This window comes from Acinetobacter sp. 809848, from assembly GCF_000581275.1.
In the GTDB taxonomy this organism is placed as follows: domain Bacteria; phylum Pseudomonadota; class Gammaproteobacteria; order Pseudomonadales; family Moraxellaceae; genus Acinetobacter; species Acinetobacter pittii.
Map to the genome: position 1 here is coordinate 48,414 of NZ_JEXG01000004.1, position 25,284 is coordinate 73,697.

At 39.9% G+C, this 25,284-nt stretch carries 22 protein-coding genes; 11 read left to right on the forward strand and 11 right to left on the reverse strand.

What is annotated here, in order from left to right; genetic code table 11:
* Window positions 1-3: 3 nt before the first annotated feature.
* Complete coding sequence (locus J536_RS25845) at window positions 4-162, forward strand: hypothetical protein (protein ID WP_002116121.1); 159 nt, start codon at window positions 4-6, stop codon at window positions 160-162.
* A gap of 124 nt (window positions 163-286) precedes the next feature.
* On the opposite strand, the gene omp38 is transcribed toward J536_RS25845, so the two are convergent.
* Entirely contained in the window at window positions 287-1,327 is a 1,041-nt protein-coding gene (gene omp38 / locus J536_RS08145) for an outer membrane protein Omp38 (protein WP_002116311.1), read from the reverse strand.
* A gap of 379 nt (window positions 1,328-1,706) precedes the next feature.
* Between omp38 and J536_RS08150 the strand changes: the two genes are divergently transcribed.
* The 3 genes from J536_RS08150 (at window position 1,707) to J536_RS08160 (ending at window position 4,079) form a co-directional block, all read left to right on the forward strand.
* Complete coding sequence (locus J536_RS08150) at window positions 1,707-2,222, forward strand: GspH/FimT family pseudopilin (RefSeq protein WP_017400271.1); 516 nt, start codon at window positions 1,707-1,709, stop codon at window positions 2,220-2,222.
* Window positions 2,223-2,330: 108 nt separating this feature from the next.
* Complete coding sequence (locus J536_RS08155; protein ID WP_014207591.1) at window positions 2,331-3,506, forward strand: thiolase family protein; 1,176 nt, start codon at window positions 2,331-2,333, stop codon at window positions 3,504-3,506.
* 129 nt (window positions 3,507-3,635) lie between these two features.
* Window positions 3,636-4,079 carry a VOC family protein gene (locus J536_RS08160; protein ID WP_005072758.1) on the forward strand — a complete coding sequence of 148 codons (444 nt, stop codon included), beginning with the start codon at window positions 3,636-3,638 and terminating at the stop codon, window positions 4,077-4,079.
* 51 nt (window positions 4,080-4,130) lie between these two features.
* Here the strand turns inward: J536_RS08160 and J536_RS08165 are convergent, their stop codons facing one another.
* The 6 genes from J536_RS08165 to J536_RS08190 form a co-directional block, all read right to left on the reverse strand.
* On the reverse strand, window positions 4,131-4,484 hold the full coding sequence (locus J536_RS08165) for a DMT family transporter (protein WP_002116446.1): 354 nt from the start codon (window positions 4,482-4,484) through the stop codon (window positions 4,131-4,133).
* 82 nt (window positions 4,485-4,566) lie between these two features.
* The gene (locus J536_RS08170) at window positions 4,567-5,052 is read right to left on the reverse strand and encodes a DUF934 domain-containing protein (RefSeq protein WP_017385604.1); all 486 of its coding nucleotides are present in this window, start codon (window positions 5,050-5,052) and stop codon (window positions 4,567-4,569) included.
* The gene (locus J536_RS08175; protein WP_005064287.1) at window positions 5,045-6,688 is read right to left on the reverse strand and encodes a nitrite/sulfite reductase; all 1,644 of its coding nucleotides are present in this window, start codon (window positions 6,686-6,688) and stop codon (window positions 5,045-5,047) included. Before J536_RS08175 ends, J536_RS08170 begins: the two co-directional genes overlap by 8 nt.
* Before the next feature lie 166 nt (window positions 6,689-6,854).
* Entirely contained in the window at window positions 6,855-9,260 is a 2,406-nt protein-coding gene (locus J536_RS08180; protein WP_005064285.1) for a glucose/quinate/shikimate family membrane-bound PQQ-dependent dehydrogenase, read from the reverse strand.
* A gap of 174 nt (window positions 9,261-9,434) precedes the next feature.
* Entirely contained in the window at window positions 9,435-10,667 is a 1,233-nt protein-coding gene (locus J536_RS08185; RefSeq protein ID WP_075383779.1) for a carbohydrate porin, read from the reverse strand.
* A 155-nt stretch (window positions 10,668-10,822) separates the two neighbouring features.
* A complete protein-coding gene (locus J536_RS08190; RefSeq protein WP_032062563.1) occupies window positions 10,823-11,941 on the reverse strand; it encodes a CaiB/BaiF CoA transferase family protein in 1,119 nt (372 codons plus the stop codon).
* A gap of 210 nt (window positions 11,942-12,151) precedes the next feature.
* On the opposite strand from J536_RS08190, the gene J536_RS08195 reads away from it, so the two are divergent.
* The 5 genes from J536_RS08195 to J536_RS08215 all read left to right on the forward strand — a co-directional run bounded on the left by J536_RS08195 (window position 12,152) and on the right by J536_RS08215 (window position 17,990).
* The gene (locus J536_RS08195; protein ID WP_002116561.1) at window positions 12,152-13,162 is read left to right on the forward strand and encodes an AraC family transcriptional regulator; all 1,011 of its coding nucleotides are present in this window, start codon (window positions 12,152-12,154) and stop codon (window positions 13,160-13,162) included.
* A 169-nt stretch (window positions 13,163-13,331) separates the two neighbouring features.
* Window positions 13,332-14,537, forward strand: a complete 1,206-nt coding sequence (locus J536_RS08200) for an acetyl-CoA C-acetyltransferase (protein ID WP_032062564.1) — start codon at window positions 13,332-13,334, stop codon at window positions 14,535-14,537.
* Between the two features lie 18 nt (window positions 14,538-14,555).
* A complete protein-coding gene (locus tag J536_RS08205) occupies window positions 14,556-16,691 on the forward strand; it encodes a 3-hydroxyacyl-CoA dehydrogenase NAD-binding domain-containing protein (RefSeq protein ID WP_032062566.1) in 2,136 nt (711 codons plus the stop codon).
* Between the two features lie 165 nt (window positions 16,692-16,856).
* Window positions 16,857-17,114 carry a hypothetical protein gene (locus J536_RS08210; protein WP_032062569.1) on the forward strand — a complete coding sequence of 86 codons (258 nt, stop codon included), beginning with the start codon at window positions 16,857-16,859 and terminating at the stop codon, window positions 17,112-17,114.
* Window positions 17,115-17,129: 15 nt separating this feature from the next.
* On the forward strand, window positions 17,130-17,990 hold the full coding sequence (locus tag J536_RS08215) for a patatin-like phospholipase family protein (RefSeq protein ID WP_032005510.1): 861 nt from the start codon (window positions 17,130-17,132) through the stop codon (window positions 17,988-17,990).
* A gap of 29 nt (window positions 17,991-18,019) precedes the next feature.
* On the opposite strand, the gene J536_RS08220 is transcribed toward J536_RS08215, so the two are convergent.
* A complete protein-coding gene (locus J536_RS08220; RefSeq protein ID WP_005804690.1) occupies window positions 18,020-18,439 on the reverse strand; it encodes a GNAT family N-acetyltransferase in 420 nt (139 codons plus the stop codon).
* Window positions 18,440-18,451: 12 nt separating this feature from the next.
* A complete protein-coding gene (locus J536_RS08225; RefSeq protein WP_032062572.1) occupies window positions 18,452-19,663 on the reverse strand; it encodes a class I SAM-dependent methyltransferase in 1,212 nt (403 codons plus the stop codon).
* 129 nt (window positions 19,664-19,792) lie between these two features.
* Here J536_RS08225 and trhA point away from each other — a divergent pair, with 129 nt between their 5' ends.
* Complete coding sequence (trhA, locus tag J536_RS08230) at window positions 19,793-20,434, forward strand: PAQR family membrane homeostasis protein TrhA (protein ID WP_031944657.1); 642 nt, start codon at window positions 19,793-19,795, stop codon at window positions 20,432-20,434.
* Window positions 20,435-20,566: 132 nt separating this feature from the next.
* Entirely contained in the window at window positions 20,567-21,877 is a 1,311-nt protein-coding gene (locus tag J536_RS08235; RefSeq protein ID WP_032062574.1) for an MFS transporter, read from the forward strand.
* Between the two features lie 65 nt (window positions 21,878-21,942).
* On the opposite strand, the gene J536_RS08240 is transcribed toward J536_RS08235, so the two are convergent.
* Window positions 21,943-22,386, reverse strand: coding sequence for a hypothetical protein (locus J536_RS08240; RefSeq protein WP_002116535.1), 444 nt, complete (start codon window positions 22,384-22,386; stop codon window positions 21,943-21,945).
* A gap of 131 nt (window positions 22,387-22,517) precedes the next feature.
* Entirely contained in the window at window positions 22,518-25,238 is a 2,721-nt protein-coding gene (secA, locus tag J536_RS08245; RefSeq protein WP_032056698.1) for a preprotein translocase subunit SecA, read from the reverse strand.
* Window positions 25,239-25,284 lie beyond the last annotated feature (46 nt).

The following is a 25,284-nucleotide window of genomic DNA, read 5'->3' on the forward strand; positions in this document are numbered from 1 at the left end:
AACATGAAAATTAAAGAAATGTCAAAAATCAAAGTCCGTAATCAAGTGGCTCTTTCCCCTTTACTTCACAAAGGTGGAATACATGAAACAGAGAAACCTCGTGCTCAACATCGTAGAGATAGACAAGACGCTAAACAGCAATTGAAGAAAGGTGTTTGGTAAATAATTTAAACCAAGATCGAAAGTAATTATTATTAAGGAGACATAGAAATGACTAAATATTTTAAAAATCGCAATAAAAAAAGCGACTCTAACGAGTCGCTTTTTTACTGTTCAAAAACTCAAATTATTGAGCTTGTTGACCAGGTTGAACAACTACAGTACGGCTACCAGTGATTGTCGCGAATACACGACGGTTCATAGCACGACCTTCTTTAGTTTTGTTGTCAGCAATCGGTTGATCCCAAGCGAAGCCTTGAGTAGACAAACGAGATGCATCAACGTTGTATTCGTTTACAAGAGCTGATTTAACAGAGTTAGCACGAGCTAAAGATAAACGTTCGTTCAATTTACGTGGACCAGTGTTATCTGTGTGACCTTCGATACGTGCAGTAGCGTTAGGGTATTCAGTTAACTTCTCAGCAACTTTAGCGATTTCTGGTTTGTATTGGTCTTTGATATTTGATTTGTTAGTATCAAAGAACACGCGAAGTTCCATGTTAAGATCTTCAGTTAACTCTTGTGGTTGTGGAGCAACTGGAGTTGGTTCAACTGGAGCAACTTCCACTACAGGAGCAGCAGGCTTCAAGTGACCACCAAGAACTACGTTCAAACCAGCAAGAGCTGTATAGTTCCAGAATTTTTCGTCAAAGTTATAAGTACCACGAGCTTCCGTACGAAGAGATAAAGCATCATTCAAGCGGTAGAAAGCACCTACACCTGCGTTACCTAAAGTACCTTCTTCGCCATCATGATATGCTAAACGAGCATCATCAAACTCATATTTGTAGTGACCAGCACCTAACAATACATATGGCTTAATTTTGCTGTCATAGTTTTTTGTGATTAAATCAGAAGTAACATAGAAATTACCATTGATTTGTTTTTGTTTGTATTCACCGTAGTTAGGATCTACATCACCTTTAACTTGGTTATATTCAGCTTCGAAACCTAACCATGGTGTTAACTCAATACCAAGAGCTGCACCAACGAATAAATCGTCTTGTAATTCAGGTCCGTTAGTTAACTCGCCTTTGTCACCACCATTGTTGTGTTGGCTGTCTTGGAAAGTGTAACCAAGCAATAATGGAGTAACAGTTACGCCAGCATTAGCAGCAGCTAATGGAGCAGCGACAAGCATAGCAAGTGCAATACGACTCAATTTCATGGATATCCTCCAGAGATAACAATTGTTGTTCAAGCTCAGCCTAAATTTATTGGCCCCTGAGATATTTTCACCCCAGTATTATTTTTAAGCTATTCACATTTGAATCATACAAACACTTGATAGACTTTCCAAGTGCTTGATAATTTTAATCAAGTAAATTATTGACAAAATTACTTACAATTTCCGTTGTAATTCGGTAATTTTTCACTCAACTAGCAAATATGAACAACTTCTTTCTTTCGCTTACGGTGATTTTACCAGTATTCTAGCATCCTGATAACCTTTATTTAATTTTGTGTTTCCTCACTATAAAAATCATTATAAATCATTGATAGAAAGCATAAAATCAAAATACCTATTTATATATTAAGGAATTTTAATGTTTAAATCTCCCGGTTTCACGTTGTTGGAACTCGCTATAACGCTCGCAATTCTTATGATTATGGCCACTATAGCGCTTCCTTTATATCATCAATTTATGGCTTCTGTAGAATTAAAAAATTCGTCTCGACTACTCACAATTCATATACAAAAAGCCAAATACGACGCAATTCTACGACATAAGAGTGTCGTACTTTGCCCAAGTGTTGATTTGTCTACATGTAATAGTAACTGGGATACAAGTCTTATAAGCTTTGTAGACACGAATCAGAATCTACAAAGAGAAAATAATGAAGAAGTATTAACCAATGTTGAATTTGCTCATCGCTACGGTTCTTTAAAATTTCAAAAGTTTGGAAAAAAACTAAATAGTATTGTATTTCAGGGCGACACAGGACTCCCACGCGAATCTAACGGCACTTTTACTTACTGTTCTTATAACCAGCTTAAAAACTTTAAATTAATTCTCAGCAAAATGGGACACACCCGTTTAGAAGACCTTAAAAATTGTTAGAACTCTACAGTCTAATGCAGAAGATATCTCTCTTTGATTTTTGCAATATACTGCCTAGGTTTTAAACATTTCTTATTTTGAGATTAAGAACAATCGGAGATTACAACAATGACTGACATCGTAATTGTAAATGGTGCTCGTACTGCCATGGGTGGTTTTCAAGGATCACTATCAGGACTTACAGCGCCTGAATTAGGTGCGGTAACGATTAAAGAAGCAATCGCACGAGCAGGTTTACAGCCTACTGATGTCGAAGAAGTTATTATGGGTTGTGTACTGCCTGCTGGCCTAAAGCAAGGCCCAGCACGTCAAGCGATGCGTAAAGCTGGCTTACCAGACTCTACAGGTGCAGTAACGATTAACAAGCTTTGTGGTTCTGGCATGAAAGCTGTTATGCAAGCCGCTGATATGATTAAAGCAGGTAGTGCTGAAGTTGTTGTTGCCGGCGGCATGGAGTCTATGACAAATGCACCTTATGTTTTACCAAAAGCACGAGCTGGCTACCGCATGGGCCATGGTGAAATTAAAGATCATATGTTCTTTGACGGGCTTGAAGATGCTGAAACTGGGCGTTTAATGGGTTCTTTTGCTCAAGATATGGCAAATACTCGTGGCTATACACGTGAGCAAATGGATGACTTTGCGATTCGCTCTTTGAAACGTGCTCAAACAGCAATTACTGAAGGTTATTTCAAAGACGAAATCGTTCCAGTTACCGTACCTAGTCGTAAAGGTGATGTCGTTGTTGATCAGGATGAACAACCTTTAAATGCCAAGATTGACAAGATTCCTTCACTCAAACCAGCTTTTGCAAAAGACGGTACGATTACCGCCGCAAATGCAAGTTCTATTTCGGATGGTGCGTCTGCATTAGTATTAACTTCAAGTGAAGTTGCAGCACAGCGCGGTTTACAACCACTTGCGAAAATTATCGCGACAGCATCAAACTCTCAGCATCCTTCAGAATTTACGATCGCTCCAGTTGGTGCTATTGAAAAAGTTCTTAAAAAAGCGGGATGGAATGCTCAAGACGTCGATCTTTGGGAAATTAACGAAGCTTTTGCTATGGTTACAATGTGTCCAATTGATGATTTCAAACTTGATGCAGAGAAAGTGAATATCAATGGCGGTGCTTGTGCACTAGGTCACCCTGTAGGTTCTACGGGCTCTCGTATTATTCTTACACTTATTCATGCACTGAAACGTACTGGCGGTAAAAAAGGTATTGCTGCACTCTGTATTGGTGGTGGTGAAGCAACAGCGGTTGCAATTGAACTCATTTAATCCAAATTCATTATTTTAAAATCCCACTTCGGTGGGATTTTTTATGAAAAAACTACAAAAAATGACCCACAAAATCACTTTTAAGTTTTAACTTATTCCTTTAAACGAAAACAACAATGGACAATAACAATGCAACTCAATCACTATCTCAATTTCCAAGGTCAAGCAGAACAAGCCTTTAACTTTTATAAATCAGTATTTGGTGGTGAATTCGGTATGTTAAGCCGTTATGGTGATATGCCAGCGCCTGAAGGTGTGACCTTATCGGAAGCCGACAAAAATCTGGTTCTACATGTTTCTTTACCAATTAATGAGTACACTGTGCTTATGGCCTCAGATACAAATGATCAGTTTTGTGCCCCTAACAGCGTTTTTACCCAAGGAAATAATCACTATATCTCGATCAACCTTGAAAAAGATGAGCAAGAAAAAGCAAAACAACTTTTTGATGCTTTATCTGTTAATGGTCAAATTGAAATGCCTTTAGAAAAAACGTTCTGGGGCGCATTGTACGGTGCTTTTACCGATCAGTTCGGTATAAAGTGGATGGTTAACTGCCAGCTCGATACCTAATATGTTCAATATTTAGCCCTTATAGAGATACTTAATATTTCTATAAGGGCTTTAAACATCGATATTGGAATATTGCGCAATAATCATTAAGCCTACAGTAATAAAACCAATTCCCACCCATCCTGCCACATCGATATTCTGACCAAGAAAAATCTTTGCCAAAAAAGCTGTTGCTAATACACCTATCCCAGACCAAAGCACATATAAGATTCCAGCTTGCATATATTTCAAAGCAATAGCAGCGCATGCAAAAGAAATAATATACAAGACCAGAGCAATACCCTGAGCTGTTTTATTGACTAAGCCATTCCCCTTAGCAGAATAAAATGTTGAGAGTACATCTGTCGCAATAGCAAAAAGTAGCCACCAAGCACCAGGATTTATTTTTGAAATTAAACCTAACATTGTTGTTCTTCAGTTGAGTCATTTAAAAATTATTCATAAAAAAAAGCTGAACCTGAGTTCAGCCTTTATATTTAAAAACTATTTAAGCGCCAGTTTGATAACTTGCTTGAGGTACGGCTGTTGAAGCTTGGTACGGGTTGGTAAAGTCTTGCAAACCAGCTGCCGCTTCTTGCACATCTTTACCTTCTTTAATCACAAAACTATCAAAACCTGAACGTTTTAAATAGTTTAAGACATCCTTAAACACATCACCAGTTGCACGCAACTCACCTTGGAAACCTTGACGACGTAGTAGTGCAGCGAATGAATAACCACGACCATCACCAAAACCCGCAAACTCAATGAAGATTGCATCAAGTTCATTTAATGGAAATGTGTGCTCTTCAGGTGAATCATTTACAGTCACATACAAAGCTTTTTTGCCTTGAACGTTAGCTAATTGATCGAGTTGAGCTGTTGTTACAACAACATCACCTTGGGGAATAACACCATCTTCAGCAATGATTTGATAAGTATTATCTGTAATCGTGCCATCTTTATAAAGCACTGGTAGAGCTGTATTAAGCATATGCACGCTCCTTAAATGGTTGAATTCCTACACGGCGATATGTATCAACAAAACGCTCACCTTCAGTACGTAGATCAAGATAAGTATTCAATACTTCTTCAATAACATCAGGCACAGCATCTGCTGCAAAAGATGGTCCTAAGATGTCACCGATCGATGCATCATGGTCTGAATTACCACCTAATGTAATTTGGTAGAATTCAGCACCTTTCTTATCTACACCTAAAATACCGATGTTACCTACGTGGTGGTGACCACAAGCATTCATACAACCAGAAATATTTAGATCCAAATGACCAAGATCATAAACTTTGTCTAAGTCATCAAAACGACGTGTAATCGCTTCAGCAATTGGAATTGATTTCGCATTTGCAAGTGAACAGAAATCACCGCCTGGGCAACTAATGATATCGGTAATAAAGCCGATATGTGCACGCGCCATATTTTGTTGTTCAAGCGCTTGCCATACATCGAACAAATCTTTTTGAGGTACATCCGCCAAAGCAATGTTTTGTTCGTGAGTCGTGCGAAGTTCACCAAACGTATATTTATCAGCAAGATCTGCAATAAAATTCATTTCTTCGGTGGTCATATCACCCGGTGCGATGCCTGCACGTTTTAAAGAAATCGTAACAATACGATAGCCCTTTACTTTATGTGCATGCGTATTGATGTTGAACCACTGTTTGAATTTTGGATGCTCAGCAAATAAAGCTGTGAAGTCTTCATCTGCTAAATCTTGGTAAGCAAATGGAGTGAACTCTTCATCCAGTTTTTTCAAGATTTCTGGCTGAATCTTTAATGCTTCACGTGTATGTTCAAATTCAGCTTCAACTTTTTGTGCAAACACTTCAGGAGTTAATGCCTTAACTAGAATTTTGATACGCGCTTTATATTTGTTATCACGACGGCCATGCAAGTTATAAACACGTAAAACCGCTTCTAAGTAAGCAATTAAATCTTCACGTGGTAAAAACTCACGAATCACACTACCGATGATAGGGGTACGGCCTAAACCACCACCAGCCATAATTTTATAGCCGATCTCGCCTGCTTCATTACGCACGATATAAACACCAATATCGTGGAATGCAGTTGCCGCACGATCTTTTTCTTCAAGTGCAGAAACAGCAATTTTGAACTTACGTGGCAAGAATGCAAATTCTGGGTGGAATGTACTCCACTGACGAATCAACTCACATGTTGGACGTGGGTCTGCAATTTCACCAGCAACCACACCTGCATATTGGTCAGTTGTCGTGTTACGAATACAGTTACCACTGGTTTGAATGGCATGCATTTGTACAGTTGCAAGTTCAGCCAAAATGTCTGGCACATCTTCAAGTGCAGGCCAGTTTAACTGAATGTTTTGACGTGTAGATACATGTGCATAGCCACGGTCATAAGCAGTTGAAACTTCAGCAACTTTACGTAATTGTTTAGAATTCATTAAGCCATACGGCACAGCAATACGCAGCATAGGCGCATAACGTTGCACATATAAACCATTTTGCAAACGTAATGGACGATATTCGTCTTCAGAAAGTTTGCCAGCTAAATAGCGTTCTGTTTGATCACGGAACTGAGCAACTCGTTCATTAACCAGTTGCTGGTCGAAATCGGTATATAAATACATGGCGTATGGCTAGTAGATTCATTATTAAGGCGGATAGCATAGCGAGCTTTTATTCATCAATAAAATGCTTTTTTTGCATATTTAATAACGGTTTTATTGATAAGCTTTAATATAAATCGATATAAAAAAAGCCCGGATAAATCCAGGCCCTTTCTATAAAAGCTTTTTATTTGTTATCTGGTAAGGCATAAGCCACTAAATAGTCGCCCATTTTCGTACCAAATGAACCATGACCACCAGCCATGATTACAACATATTGCTTACCATTGATTTCATAAGTCATTGGTGTTGCTTGTCCACCTGCTGGTAAACGCGCTTCCCAAAGTTTCTTACCGTTAGTAACGTTAAACGCACGTAAGTAGTTATCTTGAGTTGCACCAACAAACATGACATTACCGGCAGTAGAAATTGAACCACCTAAACCAGGCACACCAATTTTCACAGCTGGTAACTGGAACAAGTTCGGCAAGCTGTCACGAATTGTACCAATACGTTTTTTCCATACCACTTCATGAGTTTTCAAATCAACGCCAGCTACATAGCCCCAAGCCGGTTGTTTACAAGGTAAACCAAGCGGAGATAAGAATGCGCTAATTTCAACACCATACGGTACGCCGTACATTGGTTGTACGCCCTGCTCAGTTCCTGCACCTTTTGCAGTTTGTGCACGGTTTGGATCAGCAGGAATTAAACGACTGACGAATGGCAGACCAATCGGGTTCATTACAGCAACCTGACGATCAGGGTTAACTGACATACCGCCCCATTCAAATACACCCAAGTTACCAGGGAAAACTAAAGTACCGTTTTCAGATGGTGGCGTATAAATACCATCGTAATTTAGACGTTTGAAAGATACACGACACATGAGCTGATCAAGCATAGTGGCACCCCACATGTCTTTATCAGTCAATTTATCTTGTGGCGCCAAGTTCAAGTCAGAGAATGGCTGAGTTTTTGAATAGAACTCACCTTTAGTTTGTGGTCCACGTTTAACTGTTTGTGGAACTGGTTTCTCAGTTACAGGGACAATCGGTTGACCATTACGGCGATCAAGCACAAAGGCATTACCTGTTTTCGTCAATACATAGATTGCAGGAACAGTTTGGCCAGCTTTGTTTTTTATATCAGCTAAAGATGGTTGTGATGGTACATCCATATCCCATAAATCGTGATGGGTTGTCTGGAAGTTCCACACTAATTTACCAGTAGAAGCATTAATCGCTAACATTGAGTTTGCATAACGCTCTTTCAGCTCGGTACGGTCACCACCCCAGATGTCTGGTGTACCTACACCTGTTGGTACATAAACGATGTCAAGTTTGGCATCGTATGCTAAAGGTGCCCACGCATTTGGTGAGTTATGAACAAAAGTAGTACCTTCGCCCGGCATTGCATTTGGATCTGCTGCGCCAGTATCAAATACCCAAAGAAGTTTACCAGTGTTAACGTCGTATCCACGAATCACACCAGATGGCTCTTTATTTGAGTAGTTATCTGTTACAGAACCAGCAATAACAACAGTTGAACCAGTCACGATACCAGGAGATGTCGGGTTATAACCGCCTGGATAAGCATATGGCATGAACTCTTGTAAGTTCACTTGACCATTTTGACCAAAGTCAGTACATGCTTTACCAGTGTCAGCATTTACAGCCACTAAACGGCCATCGTTGACTGGTACAAATACCTTACGTGGACATTGTGTAGAGCTAGATTTCTTGCTTTGAAGACTCGTTGCAAACTCAGTTGTATTGTTTGCATCGTAATACATCACACCACGACAAGTTAAATGCTGGAACGATTTATCCGTTTTAAGTTTCGGATCAAAACGCCATTTTTCTTTACCTGTAGCAGGATCAATCGCAATTAACTGCTGGTGAGCTGTACAGATAAACATGTTATTACCGATTTTAATCGGTGTAACCTGATTGGTCGTTTCACCAGAATCGTTATCTGTCTTAAGATCGCCAGTACGTAAAGTCCAAGCAACTTTCAAGTCTTTTACGTTTTGGTCATTGATCTGTTTCAATGGAGAATAACGCACACCTGCTTGAGTACGGCCATAAGCTGGCCAATCACTTTCAGCAACACCAGGCACGGCTTGGGCTGTTTCTGGTTGAGGTGTTTTGATTTCACCATTAATTTCTTGCGGATCATTGAAGATAGAATAAACCATCAACACGATTGCAATTGCTAAAGTTGAAGATAAGGCAACTTTACTTGATCCAAGGTTGTTGATTCCACGAGTTACAGCCGGAACCAATAACCATAAACCAAGAATACCTAAAATATCTAAACGTGGTGCAAGCGCCCAAAAGTCTGTTCCAACTTCCCAGACACTCCAGATAATAGTTCCTAGCATTAATGCAGCATAAACCCACAAAGCAGTAGAAGCACGCTTGTAGAGTTGCCATGCAACAATGAGGAGTAATACTCCAGCTATAATGTAGTAAATTGAACCGCCTAGTGTAGCGAGCCAAATACCTCCAATTAACAGGAATAACGCCAGTAACCCAATAATAATTACGGTAAAAGTCGTTAAACCTGATCTTGAAGTAGGTTGATTCATAAACCACCTCTTATCAATCATCATTTTTATAGGAAAGATGTGCCAAGAACCTTATAGAAAAATGGCATCACCAATACATCTAAAACAAATTCAGGCATCAAGAAAAAACGGAAGGTCAGGTTAATTCAATCAATGATTTAGCCCTCGACAATCCGTTTTTCGGAGTAATTACGCTTAGAATGCAGTTGAGAATTTAATACCGCCAACCCAAGTGTTATCACCATTTTTTAATGCACCAACATGACGAACATATTGCACATTTGGACGAATAGTTAACCAGTTAGTGGCATGAATACCGTAGTAAAGCTCGGTATTGTATTCAGTGTCATATTCTTTAGTTTGAACATCGTTCCAATCATCATTGATATGGATACGAGCCACACCGAGTGCCAACTCATCTTGAGGACGTTGATTGAGCAAACCTTTATAGACCAAGCCTACATTTTGCATGTTATCAATTTTGTTGGTATCAGAGTCGTGGAAAGTCAGGTTCACAAAACCTGTCAAACCGCGATCTGTTTGATCAGCAGGCTGGAATAATTTTTGTTTTGCAGTTACCCACACCCCTTGTTTATGAGATGTTTGGGCCTTATTCGTAATTTCTTCAGCGTCAGCAGTGCTGTAGTAATAACCTAAACGGTATTCACCAGCCATACTTTGAGCGCCTAATTTAGGTGACCAAACTACTTCGGCAGGAATAATTGCACCGTGAGAACCATCAGTACTTAAGTTAAAACCTTTGCCTCGATCCAGATTTTCTGGGTTGTATTCATATACACCAATTTGGGTATATAAGTCAGGTTGCAAGTTATATTTAACACGCATTGCCCATTGGCTTACTGGCCAGTTATACCACTGATCGCCCACCCAGTTACCGACTTGTGAACCACAAAGCGCCAAGTTCTGGAAATCACAGTCAAAACTGTTAAAGTCTTCACCTTCACCAAAACGACCAACTTTCACATCTAACTTCTGGTCAAGGAATTTCTTCTTGATCCACAAATCTGTTAAACGCCAAGTTTGCTCACGCCCCCACACTTCTTGCACCGAGCTTAAGTGCCCTGCTAAAGCTGGTGAATGTTCAGAAAGCGACTGCCCATCACGATAAGTTAATGTGATTTGAGCTTCAGTATCTTGCCAACCTAAAATTTTATTTAGGTCAAAATGAGTTCCTAGTGCAAGTTGCCCCGTATAAGCACTACCATGCGTAGACGTATTTTTTGAATCTAAAATACCGGCATATTCGCCGGTATATCCAAAAGAAAAATCATAACCTTGTGCTTGTAACGCGGTGCGTTGACCGTTCCAATCACCCAACATCCAAGGACTATTTGGGTCGAATGCAGCAGCAGCTTGTGCATGCTGTATAAAAAGAGTAATTGATAAAACGGATAAACAGGAAGCCATCAAGGATTTATGTGTTTTCATGTTTACATACCTTTTATGTCTTTGTTTATAAAGGGTACGCTAATTTTATGTAAAGAAATTATTCAAAATGTTAATCGATTGATTAATCTAATAATAATCTTAATACACATTGTATGAAAAATGGCCCCAGCTCTTTACCACTGCCCTTCACCAAGTTTTTGACCTATAAAGGAATATCTCATTTTCGATCTTGAAAACTTAATTGGACAAGCCAATTGTGGTTCTGTATCCGCTGTATTATTTTGCAAAGGTACATCCACAATCCATCCACGTTCTTGTGCTAAAGGCGAGTTTAAGGACTCAGTTAGGCTTAAAACAGGTTCTACACACACATCAAGATTTGCAAAAATTTCATGCCATTCTTTAAATGATTTCGTTTTAATTTTCTCTTGAATGGCTTGTTTAACTTCCTGTCGGTCTTCGACATCTAAGGAAGCGCCTTTTTGTAATAGTAAAGGCAAATCAAGCGCCACTGATAAACCAGATATAAATTGTGGCTCAAGACTACCTATTGAAAGATAACGACCATCTTGAGTCATATAATAGTCATAAAAAATACCGCCATTGAGCATGCCATGCTCTGGTGCTTGTTCAACTTGTGCCGCAAGTGTAGCGGATGCGGCCATACTGTTTAGGCTAGCAACACAATCGGTCATGGAAATATCAATATATTGTCCCATTCCACTACGTCCACGTTCGACAACCGCAGCTAAAATTGCAATGACAGCATGAAGTGAACCACCTGCAATGTCTGCAACTTGAATACCGAGTGGTGGCGGACCACTGTCTTGTCGGCCGCTATATCCAGCAATACCTGCTAAAGCTAAATAGTTAATGTCATGCCCAGCTCTGTCTTTATAGCTCCCTGTTTGTCCATAACCTGTAATTGAACAATAAATGAGACGTGGGTTAATTTCGGCAAGTGTCGCGTAGTCTAAACCGAGACGGCGCATAACATCAGGTCGGAACTGCTCTATGACAATATCAAACTCAGAAATTTTGGATTTAATCAGATCAATACTCGCCGTATCCTTTAAATCGAGAACAATCGACTGTTTATTTCGGTTTAGATAACTATGTGCTGTTGCTTGACCATTTGCATATGGCGGCATGATTCGGATTAAATCAGGACGTGATGGAGATTCGATATGGATGACTTCTGCTCCCATATCGGCCAAATACATGGTGGCAAAAGGTCCAGGTAAGAGCGTCGAGAAATCGAGAACTTTAAGTCCATTTAATGCTGTCGTCATCGTATTTTTAACCACTATTATTCGAATTTTCTTTTATATTAGTTAAGCAAATATACTAAAACAATGTCATGTTCAGCCATTTACCTTGATCATTTCGGCAATTTAACATGTAAAAAGTGCTTTTACTCTGTTGTAAATCGCCAATTTATTTTTTTAGACGGTCATTTAGGTCAATTTAAAGTGAACATCAAAGAGACTGAAGGATTCAATATGAGTCGCGATACGATTAGCATCCACTTCGTGAATGCGGCTTTGACAGGCGTAAAACGCCTTGGCATGGATGTTGAAATGCTCCTTTCACATGTGGGTATTGAAGCGGAATTATTACGTCAACCTAAAGCTCGAATCTCACCAGAACAATACACTCGTTTTATAAAAATGTTGTGGATGGTCACACAGGATGAACACGTTGGATTTGACGTACAACCACGTCGTCTGGGCACTTTTGCCATTATGTGTCAGTTGATTATTCACGCAAAAACATTAGGTCAAGCCCTTGAACTATCATCTCAATTCTACAAATTATTTGGCGATGAATGGTCGGTAACACTAGAACGTGACAAACACGAAGCACGTCTAGTTCCCCTCATTCCAAAAACTTTAGATCCAGACCATTTCATTACTGAAAGCATGCTCATGATTTGGCACGGTCTAGCATCATGGTTGATTGAACGCCGCTTGCCATTAGAACGTGTTCATTTTAGCTATCCACGTCCTGCACATGCAGATGAATATGATGCATTATTTTTTGCACCAGTTATGCAGTTTGATGCACCGCGTACTGAAATTACCTTTGCAGCTGATTATCTTGATTTGCCAATCCGCCAAGATGAAAAAACGCTAGAAGAATTCTTAAAAGCAGCTCCTGCTCAGCTTTTGGTAAAATTCAAGAACACCAACTCGCTAACTTCTCGTATTCGTGAAGTACTCAAAAGCCAAATTGGTGAAGAAATGCCAACGCTTAATGACGTTGCATCAATGTTGTATTTATCTCCGCAAACCTTACGCCGCCGTTTGGCTGCTGAAGGTAAAAGCTATCAAGGCGTGAAAGATGCTTTACGTCGAGATGCTGCGATTCACTTGTTACTCAACCCTGAATTAACGCTTGAAGATGTTGCTCAACAAGTTGGGTTTAGTGAAACCAGTACCTTCCACCGCGCATTTAAAAAGTGGACGGGTGTAACCCCTGGCCTATATCGCCAGCTACATGGTTATCACTAATTCTTAAATCTCTTTAGTTTCACATTTAGCCCAAGTTCAACTTGGGCTTTTTTGTATTTCTATTGGCAAAAATCATCACCTGACTGGTGCGCTTATCGTCATTGCGTTGCCTTTTAAAACCAGTACACTCAAAACACAACAAAGTTTAAGTAATAAAAAAGGAACTGTTATGAGCGAGGCTTATATTATTGATGCCATTCGCACCCCACGCGGAAAAGGAAAAAAAGATGGCTCTCTTTACGAAGTAAAACCAATTACATTACTGACGACCTTATTAAATGAATTACAGCAGCGCCATCAACTCGATACGTCTAAAGTCGATGACATTGTTTTGGGCTGCGTAACACCAATTGGCGATCAAGGTGGTGATATTGCCAAAACTGCAGCGATTGCAGCAGGTTGGAATGATGATGTTGCTGGGGTACAAATCAATCGCTTTTGTGCATCAGGCTTAGAAGCAGTCAATATGGCAGCCATGAAAGTCCGCTCTGGCTGGGAAGATTTAGTGGTTGCTGGTGGCGTTGAATCAATGTCACGCATTCCAATGGGCTCGGATGGTGGGCCGTGGGCTTTAGACCCAGAAACAAATCTTAAGTCATCATTTGTTCCACAAGGTATTGGGGCCGACCTCATTGCAACCTTAGATGGCTATAGCCGTGAAGATGTTGATAATTTCGCTGTGAAATCACAACAAAAAGCGGCGGCGGCTCAATCAAATGGTTATTTCGACCAATCAGTTGTACCGGTAAAAGATCATGCAGGTGTGGTGATTTTAGAGAAAGATGAATTTATTAAAGGCAATACCACACTCGAAGGTCTAACGAAGCTCAACCCAAGTTTTGAAATGATGGGCCAAATGGGCTTTGATGCAGTTGCTTTACAAAAATATCCGGAAGTACAAAAAATCAATCATGTTCATCACGCAGGTAACTCATCAGGTATTGTCGATGGAGCAGCTGTAGTTTTATTAGCTTCTGAAAAAGCTGTCAAAGAACAAAATTTAAAACCACGCGCTAAAGTTTTGGCAACTGCATTAGTCGGTACTGATCCAACCATTATGCTGACTGGCCCAGCTCCTGCTGCACGTAAAGCTTTAGAAAAAGCTGGCCTCACGATTGATGATATTGACCTATTTGAAGTCAATGAAGCATTTGCGGCAGTTGTTATGCGTTTTATTAATGAACTCAACGTCCCTGCTGAGAAAGTCAACGTAAATGGCGGTGCGATTGCTTTAGGTCATCCATTAGGAGCAACAGGTGCCATGATTTTAGGCACTTTGCTTGATGAGCTTGAACGACAAGATAAAAAGCGCGGTTTAGCGACACTCTGTGTTGGCGGTGGAATGGGTATTGCCACCATTATTGAACGCGTATAAAAATTAGGGATATAGAAGATGAGTGCAATTCAATACGAAAAAAATGCCGACAATATTGTCATTTTAACGCTTGATTCAACTGGTCAATCTGCGAACACTATGAATGCCGAGTTTCGTGACTCGCTCGATGAAGCGACTCAGAAACTTAAAGCAGAAACAGAACTTTCAGGGGTTATTTTCCGCTCGGCTAAAAAAACGTTCTTTGCAGGTGGTGATTTAGATGAGCTGATTCAAGTTCAGCCTGAACACGCAACTGACTTTTTCAATATGGTTGAAAAGCTAAAAGGTCATTTACGTACAATTGAAACGCTTGGTATTCCAGTCGTTGCAGCATTAAATGGCACAGCACTTGGCGGTGGTTGGGAAATTGCATTAAGTTGCCATCACCGTATTGCAATCAATGACCCGAAAAGCAAATTTGGCTTACCAGAAGTTACTTTAGGTTTGTTACCAGGCGGCGGTGGTATTGTACGTATGGTACGTTTGCTTGGGCTTCAAAATGCATTTCCTTTCTTAATGGAAGGCAAACAGTTCGGTGTTGATAAAGCAAAATCTTTAGGTTTAATTCATGACACTGCCGAAAATGATCAAGAGCTTTTAGATAAAGCAATTGCTTGGATAAAAGCCAATCCAAAATCTCAACAGCCTTTTGATGTAAAGGGTTACAAAATCCCGGGTGGTGATCCAAAAACTCCAGCAGTTGCACAAGTTCTTGCAATTGCCCCAGCCATGTTAAGAGACAAAACCAAAGGTTGTTACCCTGCCCCTGAAGCGATTATGGCTGCCGCAGTTGAAGGTGCTCAAGTTGATGTTGATACAGCGTTGCGCATCGAGTCTCGCTACTTTACTCAGCTTACCACAGGCCAAATTTCTAAAAATATGATCGGTACATTCTGGCATGGTTTAAATGCAATTAAGTCTGGTGCGAGCCGTCCTGCCGACGTTGCAAAATGGCAAGCCACGAAAGTGGGTGTGTTGGGTGCAGGCATGATGGGTGCGGGCATTGCCTATTCAACAGCCATTAAAGGCATTCCAGTTGTACTTAAAGATGTATCTGTTGAAAATGCAGAGAAAGGCAAAGCGTATTCACAAAAGCTCTTAGATAAACGCGTTTCACAAGGCCGCATGACCGCAGAAAAACGTGATCAGGTTTTATCACTGATTACGGCTACAGCTTCTGCCGAAGACTTACAAGGTTGTGATTTAATTATTGAAGCCGTATTTGAGAATCAAGAACTTAAAGCTAAAGTCACTCAAGAAGCCGAGCAATATCTAGCGCCTAACGGTGTGATGGCATCAAACACCTCAACCCTGCCAATTACAGGTTTAGCGCAAGCAAGTAAGGATGATAAAGCTTTTATCGGTCTGCATTTCTTTAGCCCTGTCGACAAAATGCAGTTGGTTGAAATTATCAAAGGTAAAAACACCTCCGCAGATACACTTGCCAAAGCTTACGACTTTGTACAACAAATTGGAAAAACACCGATTGTTGTTAATGATAGCCGTGGTTTCTTTACCAGTCGTGTGTTTGGTACTTTCATTCAAGAAGGTATGCGCTTGCTTGCCGAAGGTGTCCACCCAGCGCGTATTGAAATGGCAGCACTGAAAGCTGGTATGCCAGTTGGCCCCCTCGCTATTCAAGATGAAGTATCTTTAACATTAACCGAACATGTTGCCAGTGAAGCACGCAAAGCTCTACAAGCCGAAGGAAAAGATTTACCTAAAACTTCTGTAGATGAAGTGGTTCACACCATGATTCATGAGTTAAACCGTAAAGGTAAAGCTGCTGGAGCTGGTTTTTATGAATACCCTGAAAATGGTAAAAAGCATCTATGGGAAGGCTTAAACCGCTGGAAAAAAGATCATGATATTTCTGAACAAGATATGATTGATCGCATTCTGTTTGTACAGGCCTTAGATACTTTACGTTGTTATGAAGAAGGCGTATTGGAGTCTGTAATTGATGCCAATGTCGGTTCTATCTTTGGGATTGGTTATGCACCTTGGACTGGAGGAGCAATTCAATTCCTAAATCAGTATGGTACTGATAAAGCACAAAAACGTGCCGAAGAATTAGCTGCCAAATATGGTGAACGTTTTACACCACCAGCTTTACTAAAAACCAAAGCTGAGCAGAAACAAAATATTCAGTAATTTAGTCTTATTGAATATTTAAAAAACTGCATAAACCTTACCCATATAAATATATTTTATTTATATGGGTTTTTCTTTATGACCTTTAAGATTCCTGCCACCGACCTAAATATGCTATAAATAGACTTCATTTTTGTGCTTCTACAGCACATTCGAGAAATTCTTATGTCCGATAAAAATTCTTCCGAGTCAGCAATTTTAGGCTGGAAATTTGTTCTGATCGTTGGTGTTTTAAGTGCAATTTTCCTTGGCTTTTTCTATTTAGCAATGAGTAATGAACCTGACTATATGCCAGGTGCACAACGCAAAGCACAACAAGAGCAAATGCAGCAAAAGGCTGAACACTCTACAGAGCAACACTCTCAACATAGTGACAACATGCCTGAAATGGATATGCAAGAACATAAGCAATCAACTCAGTAATCAGATATTTTTCAAATGACAGATTTTTCCCGCAACGCACTGGTTGTAGAAGGTGGAGGCATGCGTGGTGCCTTTACCAGTGGTGTACTTGACGCGTTTTTACAACAACAGTTCAACCCATTCGATTTATATGTTGGTGTATCGTCTGGTTCAACTAATGTCGCCAACTACCTAGCAGGCCAGCAAGGCCGCACTTTAACATTTTATATTGATCATTCACTGCGTCCTGAATTTATCGATTACAAGCGCTTTTTTAAGGGCGGCGATTTACTTGATTTAAAATGGATGTGGGAAATTGGTGAGCAAGAGCATCCTCTTGATCAACAGAGTCTTTTTGCCAAAAATCCTGATTTTTATATGGTGTTGACGCATGCCAAAACAGGTCATGCAGAATATCTTCGTGCGGGTAAAGACAATTTACTCAATGCGCTTCGTGCTTCTAGCTCAATTCCAGTTTTAACGCGTCATCCCGTCGATATTATGGGTGAACCTTATTTTGATGGTGGTGTTGCAGATGCCCTACCCGTTCGCTGGACGGCTCAGCAAAGTGGCGTCAAAAAACTGTTAGTTTTACGTACTCGTCCGAAAAACTATTTCAAAGCAAGTAGTCGAGGTGATCAATTCCTCGCAAAATATGCGTTTAAACATCATTATGGTTTCGCTAGTAGCTTGCGTAGCCGCTGTGCTCGTTATAACGCTTCGGTCGATTTTGTTCGTGGTGAAAATCCAGACCAGCAAATTTTAGAAGTGTGTCCACCGCCTCTTAAAAATATGGCTGGCCGTTTAACTACCAATCCAAAAAAGCTTCGCTACAGTTATGAAGTCGGTTTAGAAACTGGCTTACAGGCCATCGAAAGTTGGAATGCAATGAAATAAATTAAAATTGAGATTTCTAAAAAGAAGTCTCAATTTAACTTCAAAACCATATCAATATGTGGAATGCCACAGTCTTGGTAAACTTCACCTTGTACTTTAAAGCCTAAAGCTTCGTAAAAAGCGGTCACATAGGTTTGCGCTGAAAGCTTTAAGTAAGGCAGTTTATGACGACGTGCATAGTCAATAATATGCTGCATTAAAATTTTACCAATACCCTGCTTTCGATAAGGCATTAAAACAGCAACACGCCCTACGCTATGCTGCGGCAACAAACGTGCTGTAGCGATAGGCTGCTCTTTGTCATAGACAATAAAATGTAGAACTGTGGCATCCAAGTCGTCCCATTCATCTTCAGGTGCAATTCCCTGTTCTTGGATAAAGACTTGTTCACGGATGTATTTGGCATCTTGCTCAAGTTGTTCCCAACCACCCTCTACAATTTTATACATCCATTCACCGTCCTAGCACTTACAGCCGATATTTTCGATCGGCAACTGATCTTGCAATAATAATTCCAACGTTTGTTTTTTAATTCCGTACATTTCTTTCAATGCTTGGATTTGAGCCATAATCTTGGTGTCAGGCTGTGAAACGTTTTTGCGTTTTGTCGCCAAAATCATTTTATTTTTGCTGGTATGTTCAAGCGATACAAACTCAAAAACTTTGGTTTCATAACCATACGCTTTTAAAAGTAACGCACGTAAAGTGTCAGTCAGCATCTCAGCTTGTTGTCCAGCATGAATACCAAACTGTAGCATTGGTTGTAAAACTTCTGGGCTATGTAATTGAGGGCGTAACTCTTTGTGGCAACATGGCGCACACATAATCATTGAAGCGTTTAAACGGATTCCGGTATGAATGGCAAAATCTGTCGCAATATCACACGCGTGTAAGGCAATCATTACATCCAACTTTTCTGGTTGATAACTACGAACATCGCCTTCAAAAAAGTCTAGATGATTGAAATTAACTTTGTCTGCAACGTTCTGGCAAAACTCCACCAAATTACGGCGTAGCTCTACACCAGTAATCAATGGTGTTTTCTGCTGTTGTTGCAGATAATCATACAATGCAAAAGTTAAATAACCTTTCCCTGATCCAAAATCGACAATGCGTAACTCTTGTTGAGATGCATCAATCTGTTCATAGGCACTCGCAAAAATTTCGATAAATTTATTAATCTGTTTCCATTTACGAGCCATGCTTGGAATAACTTGGGCTTTCTCATCAGTAATACCCAGCTCTTTTAAAAATGCATTGCCTTGCTGTACATAGCGCTGCTTTTCACGGTCATGTGCCTGAACCGTTTGTGTCGTATTTACTGCCTGCTTTTTACCCATATTTAATATGGCTTTTTTCTTATTTTTTTTAAGTTGAATTTCTTGAGTGGTTGAAAATAAGTTTGCTTGCTTACACTGTGCGATTAATTGCTCAATCTGTTGCAAACCTTCTTGAAATGAATAGTTTTTAGTCACATCTTGAGTAGTGTGATGGTATAGAGCTGAAAGCTGTTTTTGTCCATGTAGCTCTACAACGCGGAAAGTAATTTTTTCCAGCTGCGCCAACTCTCCCTTATATTGGCTCAAGATCAAACGCTCAAAAGCTTGTTGGTCAAGCATTTGCTTGATTTCATGAAAGAATTGCTGTTCTTGCTCAAAGGAGAAAACCGACACGGATATACCTGAAAAATTGAAGACTCATATAAAATAGAAGTCTAAAGGGTCTAGGATTAAAAATAAAATAACTTTACGACTGTTTTGTATTTCTATACATTTGTATTTTTAATCAAAAAAATTAAAGTTATGAGTAAATCTGTGTTGGAAACTTACGATCCAAAAGAAGAACTATTTAATGCCTATAGTCATGGTGCTGGTGTTGTTATGGCAGTTGTAGCTTCTATCTTTTTAATTATAAAGGGATCTTATCTTTCAACTGCTCAGTGGGTGGGCTTATGGGTATATTCATTTAGCCTAATTTTAGTTTTTACCAGTTCTACACTCTATCATTTTGCTCAAACACAAAACCTACGCTACTGGTATAAAAAACTCGACCACACTGCTATTTATTATTTAATTGCGGGAACATATACCCCGTTCTTAAGCATTGCTATACCTACGCAAAAAGCTCATATTTTACTTATTGCTCTATGGAGCATTGCTGCAATTGGTACACTTTTCAAGTTAGTTTTTATTCATCGTTTTCAGAAAATTTCGCTACTTGCTTATGTTCTTATGGGTTGGCTTGCTGTATTTGTTATGGATGATATGCGCACCTATCTCAGTAAAGACGCGTTGATTTTGTTAATTATTGGCGGATTAGCTTATACGGTTGGAGCATTGTTTTACGCGTTAAAAAAGGTAAGATATACCCATGCGATCTGGCATATTTTTGTGCTTTTAGGTGCAGGGGCACATTTTCTTGCAATCTATTGGTACGTAGTTTAGTCCATTTTTCACTCATATTCAGTGATCCTGAAAGAGTCATGGATGATGTTCTTTCACGCTATTCTTTGAGAAAAATACGTCTTTAAAAAGAATAGTCATTAAAAATAAATTTTAACGGATATAAGGACTTATATGGAGTCAACCTCTGCGACTGCTGCTCCTGTAGTAGCCACTAATTCAAAAACACGAGTTTTGTTTGCAAGCTTAGTCGGTACAACTATTGAGTTCTTCGACTTTTATATCTATGCAACAGCTGCCGTGATTATCTTTCCTCACCTATTTTTCCCTGCTAGTAGTGGCAGTGCCGCAGTCTTACAATCTCTGGCAACCTTTGCAATTGCCTTTATTGCTCGTCCTATCGGCGCCGCATTATTTGGCCATCTAGGAGACCGTATCGGTCGTAAAGCAACTCTAGTTGCAGCTTTACTGACCATGGGTATTTCAACCGTATGTATTGGTTTACTTCCGACTTATACTCAAATCGGAATTGTCGCACCATTACTATTAGCTGTTTGTCGTTTAGGACAAGGCTTAGGTTTAGGCGGTGAATGGAGCGGCGCAGTATTATTAGCGACTGAAAATGCCCCAGAAGGTAAAAGAGCATGGTACGGCATGTTTCCGCAACTAGGTGCTCCAATTGGCTTTATTCTGGCAACAGGTTCATTCTTATTATTGAGTGCAGTTATTCCTGAGCAAGCATTCATGCAATGGGGTTGGCGTATTCCATTCATTGCCAGTGCTGTATTGGTTATTGTTGGCTTATATATTCGTTTAAAACTTCATGAAACTCCAGCTTTCCAGAAAGTCTTAGATAAGCAAAAAGAAGTTAATATTCCATTTAAAGAAGTTTTAACCAAACATACAGGTAAGCTTATTCTTGGTACAGTTGCAGCAATCTGCACCTTTGTTGTGTTCTATCTTACTACCGTATTTGCCTTAAACTGGGGAACCACTAAACTGGGTTATGCGCGTGGAGAGTTTTTAGAACTTCAATTGTTTGCCACACTTTGCTTTGCCGCATTCATTCCTTTATCGGCTATTTTTGCAGAAAAATTTGGTCGAAAAACAACTTCTATTGGCGTTTGTATTGCTGCTGCGATTTTCGGCTTGTTCTTCTCTAGTATGTTAGAGTCTGGAAATACTTTAATCGTTTTCCTTTTCTTATGTACTGGCTTGGCAATTATGGGCTTAACATATGGTCCAATTGGTACAGTTCTTTCTGAACTTTTCCCAACTTCAGTTCGATATACAGGTTCAGCATTAACTTTTAACTTGGCTGGTATTTTTGGTGCATCCTTTGCCCCACTGATTGCGACTAAGCTTGCTGAAACTTATGGTTTATATGCAGTTGGTTATTATCTGACTGCTGCATCACTTTTATCATTAGTTGCGTTCTTACTCATTCGTGAAACAAAAAATGATGATGTAAATAATCAGATTTAAAGTTTTAAAGACACCCCCATAAAAAAGCCAGTTCAATTTGAACTGGCTTTTTATACGTATATGAATTAGTTCATTGATGCAGGATTTGCTGGAGCAACACTATTTGTTGCAGCTGGCGCTGTTACATTGCTTGCTGCAACTGCTGCTGGTCCTGCTACAGCTGCTTCACCGATTAAAGCAACTTTTGCTTTTTCTTGGCTTTTTGCAGAGAGAGCTGGGTTGCTTGCCACAATTCGATTAATGTTTGCTGAGTTTGCCGGAGCAATCGCTGTAGTTTGTAAGATAATTGGGCGATTACCTGTGTTACCCAACGTATAGCGAATACCTGTACGTGGACTAATCACTGTAGTATTTTCTTGCTTCACTACAGCTTGAGCCGAAGTTGGGCCTTTTGCTGCAAGTACTTTGTCAACCGTTGTCGTTTGAGGGGCTGAAGCTGCTTCTGCTGCAAAAACAAAACTTGGTACAGCAAGAACAGTTAAAAATAAAGGTTGTAATACTTTTTTCATTGTCTTTCCAACATACACTCTGGATGAGAAGTAAATAGCATTTAATGCTTAAAACTGCAAACATTATTCACAGGCTTACTACAAACATAAAAAAAGCAGAACAATTGTTCTGCTTTTTTTGAGAAGGCAGATTAGATCTTACCGTGACATTGCTTATATTTTAGTCCTGAACCACATGGGCATGGGGCATTACGGCTTTCTGGAACAGGGAAAGCTTGCTGATCGGCAGACTCGTTCATGGTTTCTTGAGAAAGTGTAACTTCACCAGTTAAACCATCTACATCATCATGTTCAAAAGAAAGCTTCATTGATTCAGCTTGCTGCTGTTGTTGAGCTTCCATTTCTGCAAGTTCTTCTGGTGTTGGGATATGTACACGAGACAAATCAGTCACAACATCAGTTTTAATAATACCCAACATGTTTACGAACAGGTTGAAAGCTTCTTTCTTATATTCTTGCTCAGGGTTCTTTTGCGCATAGCCACGTAAGTGAATACCTTGACGCAAATAATCCATTGCAGCCAAGTGATCTTTCCAATGGCGATCAAGAGAGTTTAAAACGAAATGGCGCTCAAGCATTGCTGCAGATTCATCACCCATTTGAGCACGGCGCTGACGATAACGCTCAATCACTTCATCACTAATACGCTCAACCAAACCTTCTTCATCTAAACGACGATCTTGGTCTAACCATTCCTGAACTGGTAGCTCAATACCTAAATCAATACGTAAAGCATTTTCTAAACCTTCCACATCCCACTGGTCATGAATTGACTCTGGTGGAATAAAGTTAGCAATCATGCCTTGCATCACTTCACGATGCATTTCTTCAACATATTCTTTTAAGGTATTTTCAGCTAATACTTCATCACGTTGAGAATAAATGATCTTACGCTGTTCATTATTCACATCATCGTATTTCAATAAGTTCTTACGAATATCGAAGTTACGCGCTTCAACTTTACGCTGAGCATTCTCAATCGAACGGCTCACCATTTTATGTTCAATCGCTTCGTCTTCTTTTAAACCCATCGCGCGCATCATACCAACGACACGGTCACCTGCGAAAATACGCATCAGGTCATCTTCAAGAGATAAATAGAAACGAGAAACACCAGGGTCACCCTGACGACCGGCACGACCACGTAACTGGTTGTCAATACGACGTGATTCATGGCGTTCAGAACCAATGATATGCAAACCACCTGCTTGCAATACATCTTCATGGTCTTGTTCCCATTGCGCTTTTAGACGTGCTTCATCTTCTGCAGTTGGGTTCTCAAGTTTGGCAAGTTTCGCTTTCCAGTTACCACCCAAGATAATATCCGTACCACGACCAGCCATGTTAGTTGCAATCGTTACTGCATTCGGGCTACCCGCTTGAGCAATAATGTCAGCTTCACGCTCATGTTGTTTTGCGTTCAAAACTTCATGATGAATACCAGCTTGCATTAACTTAGAAGATAAAATTTCGCTGGCTTCAATGGTTGCTGTACCAATAAGAATTGGAGCAACACCCTGCCCACGAATATTCATAATTTCTTGAATAATCGCGTTATATTTGCCGTTACGGTTTAAATAAATTAAATCGTTTTGGTCGTTACGAATCATTGGACGGTGAGTTGGAATAATCACAACGTCAAGACCGTAAATTTCTTTCATTTCCGCAGCTTCAGTATCAGCAGTACCTGTCATACCTGAAAGCTTTTTATAAAGACGGAAGTAGTTCTGGAATGTTGTTGTCGCTAAAGTTTGGTTTTCAGGCTGAATTTCTAAGCCTTCTTTTGCTTCAACAGCTTGATGCAAACCTTCTGACCAACGACGACCCGGCATCGTACGGCCCGTATGCTCATCGACAATAACCACTTCACCATCATGAATGATGTAGTGAACATCACGTTGGAATAGGAAATGTGCACGAATGGCAGCAGATACATGGTGAACAAGGTTTAGGTTTGTTGCTGAATATAAGCTTTCGCCTTCAGCCAACAAGCCCATCTGAATAAGTTCTTGTTCAACAGTTTCATAACCAACCTCGGTCATTTCAACTGAACGCTGCTTTTCATCAATCCAGAAATGCCCACCATCTGCAACTTTTTCTTCTTTTTGCGGATGTAATTTAGGAGGAATCGTATTGATTGCAGAATACAGATGCGAAGAGTCTTCACTTTGACCAGAAATAATTAATGGTGTACGAGCCTCATCAATTAAGATGGAGTCAACTTCATCGATAATGGCATAGTGCAAACCACGTTGTTTCTTTTCTGCTAAAGAAAACACCATGTTATCACGTAAGTAGTCAAAACCGAATTCGTTATTGGTACCGTAAGTAATATCTGCAAGATAAGCTTCCGCTTTTTCTGACGGACCTTGCATTGAATAAATCGTACCAATTGATAGACCCAAAAATTCAAATAATGGGCGGTTCAATTCGGCATCACGCTGTGCCAAATAATCGTTCACAGTAATGACATGTACACCTTGGCCACTCAAAGCGTTTAAATAACACGCCAGAGTACCCATAAGGGTTTTACCTTCACCGGTACGCATTTCGGCAATCTTACCTTCATGTAAGGTAATACCACCGATTAACTGAACGTCATAGTGACGCATACCCATCACACGCTTAGCAGCTTCACGACAAACTGCAAACGCTTCTGGAAGTAATTTATCTAAACTTTCGCCATTATTATAACGTTGTTTGAATTCTGGAGTTTTTGCAGATAAGTCTGCATCGCTTAAAGCTGATATCGTCGGCTCGAGCGCATTGATTTGCTCAACAATTTTGCGCATGCGTTTGAGTTCACGCTCATTTTTTGTACCGAAGATACCTCCGATCAGACTTGCCAACATGGATAAACTCTCTAAATCTTGCTTGGTCAAATGAATAAACTTTTTC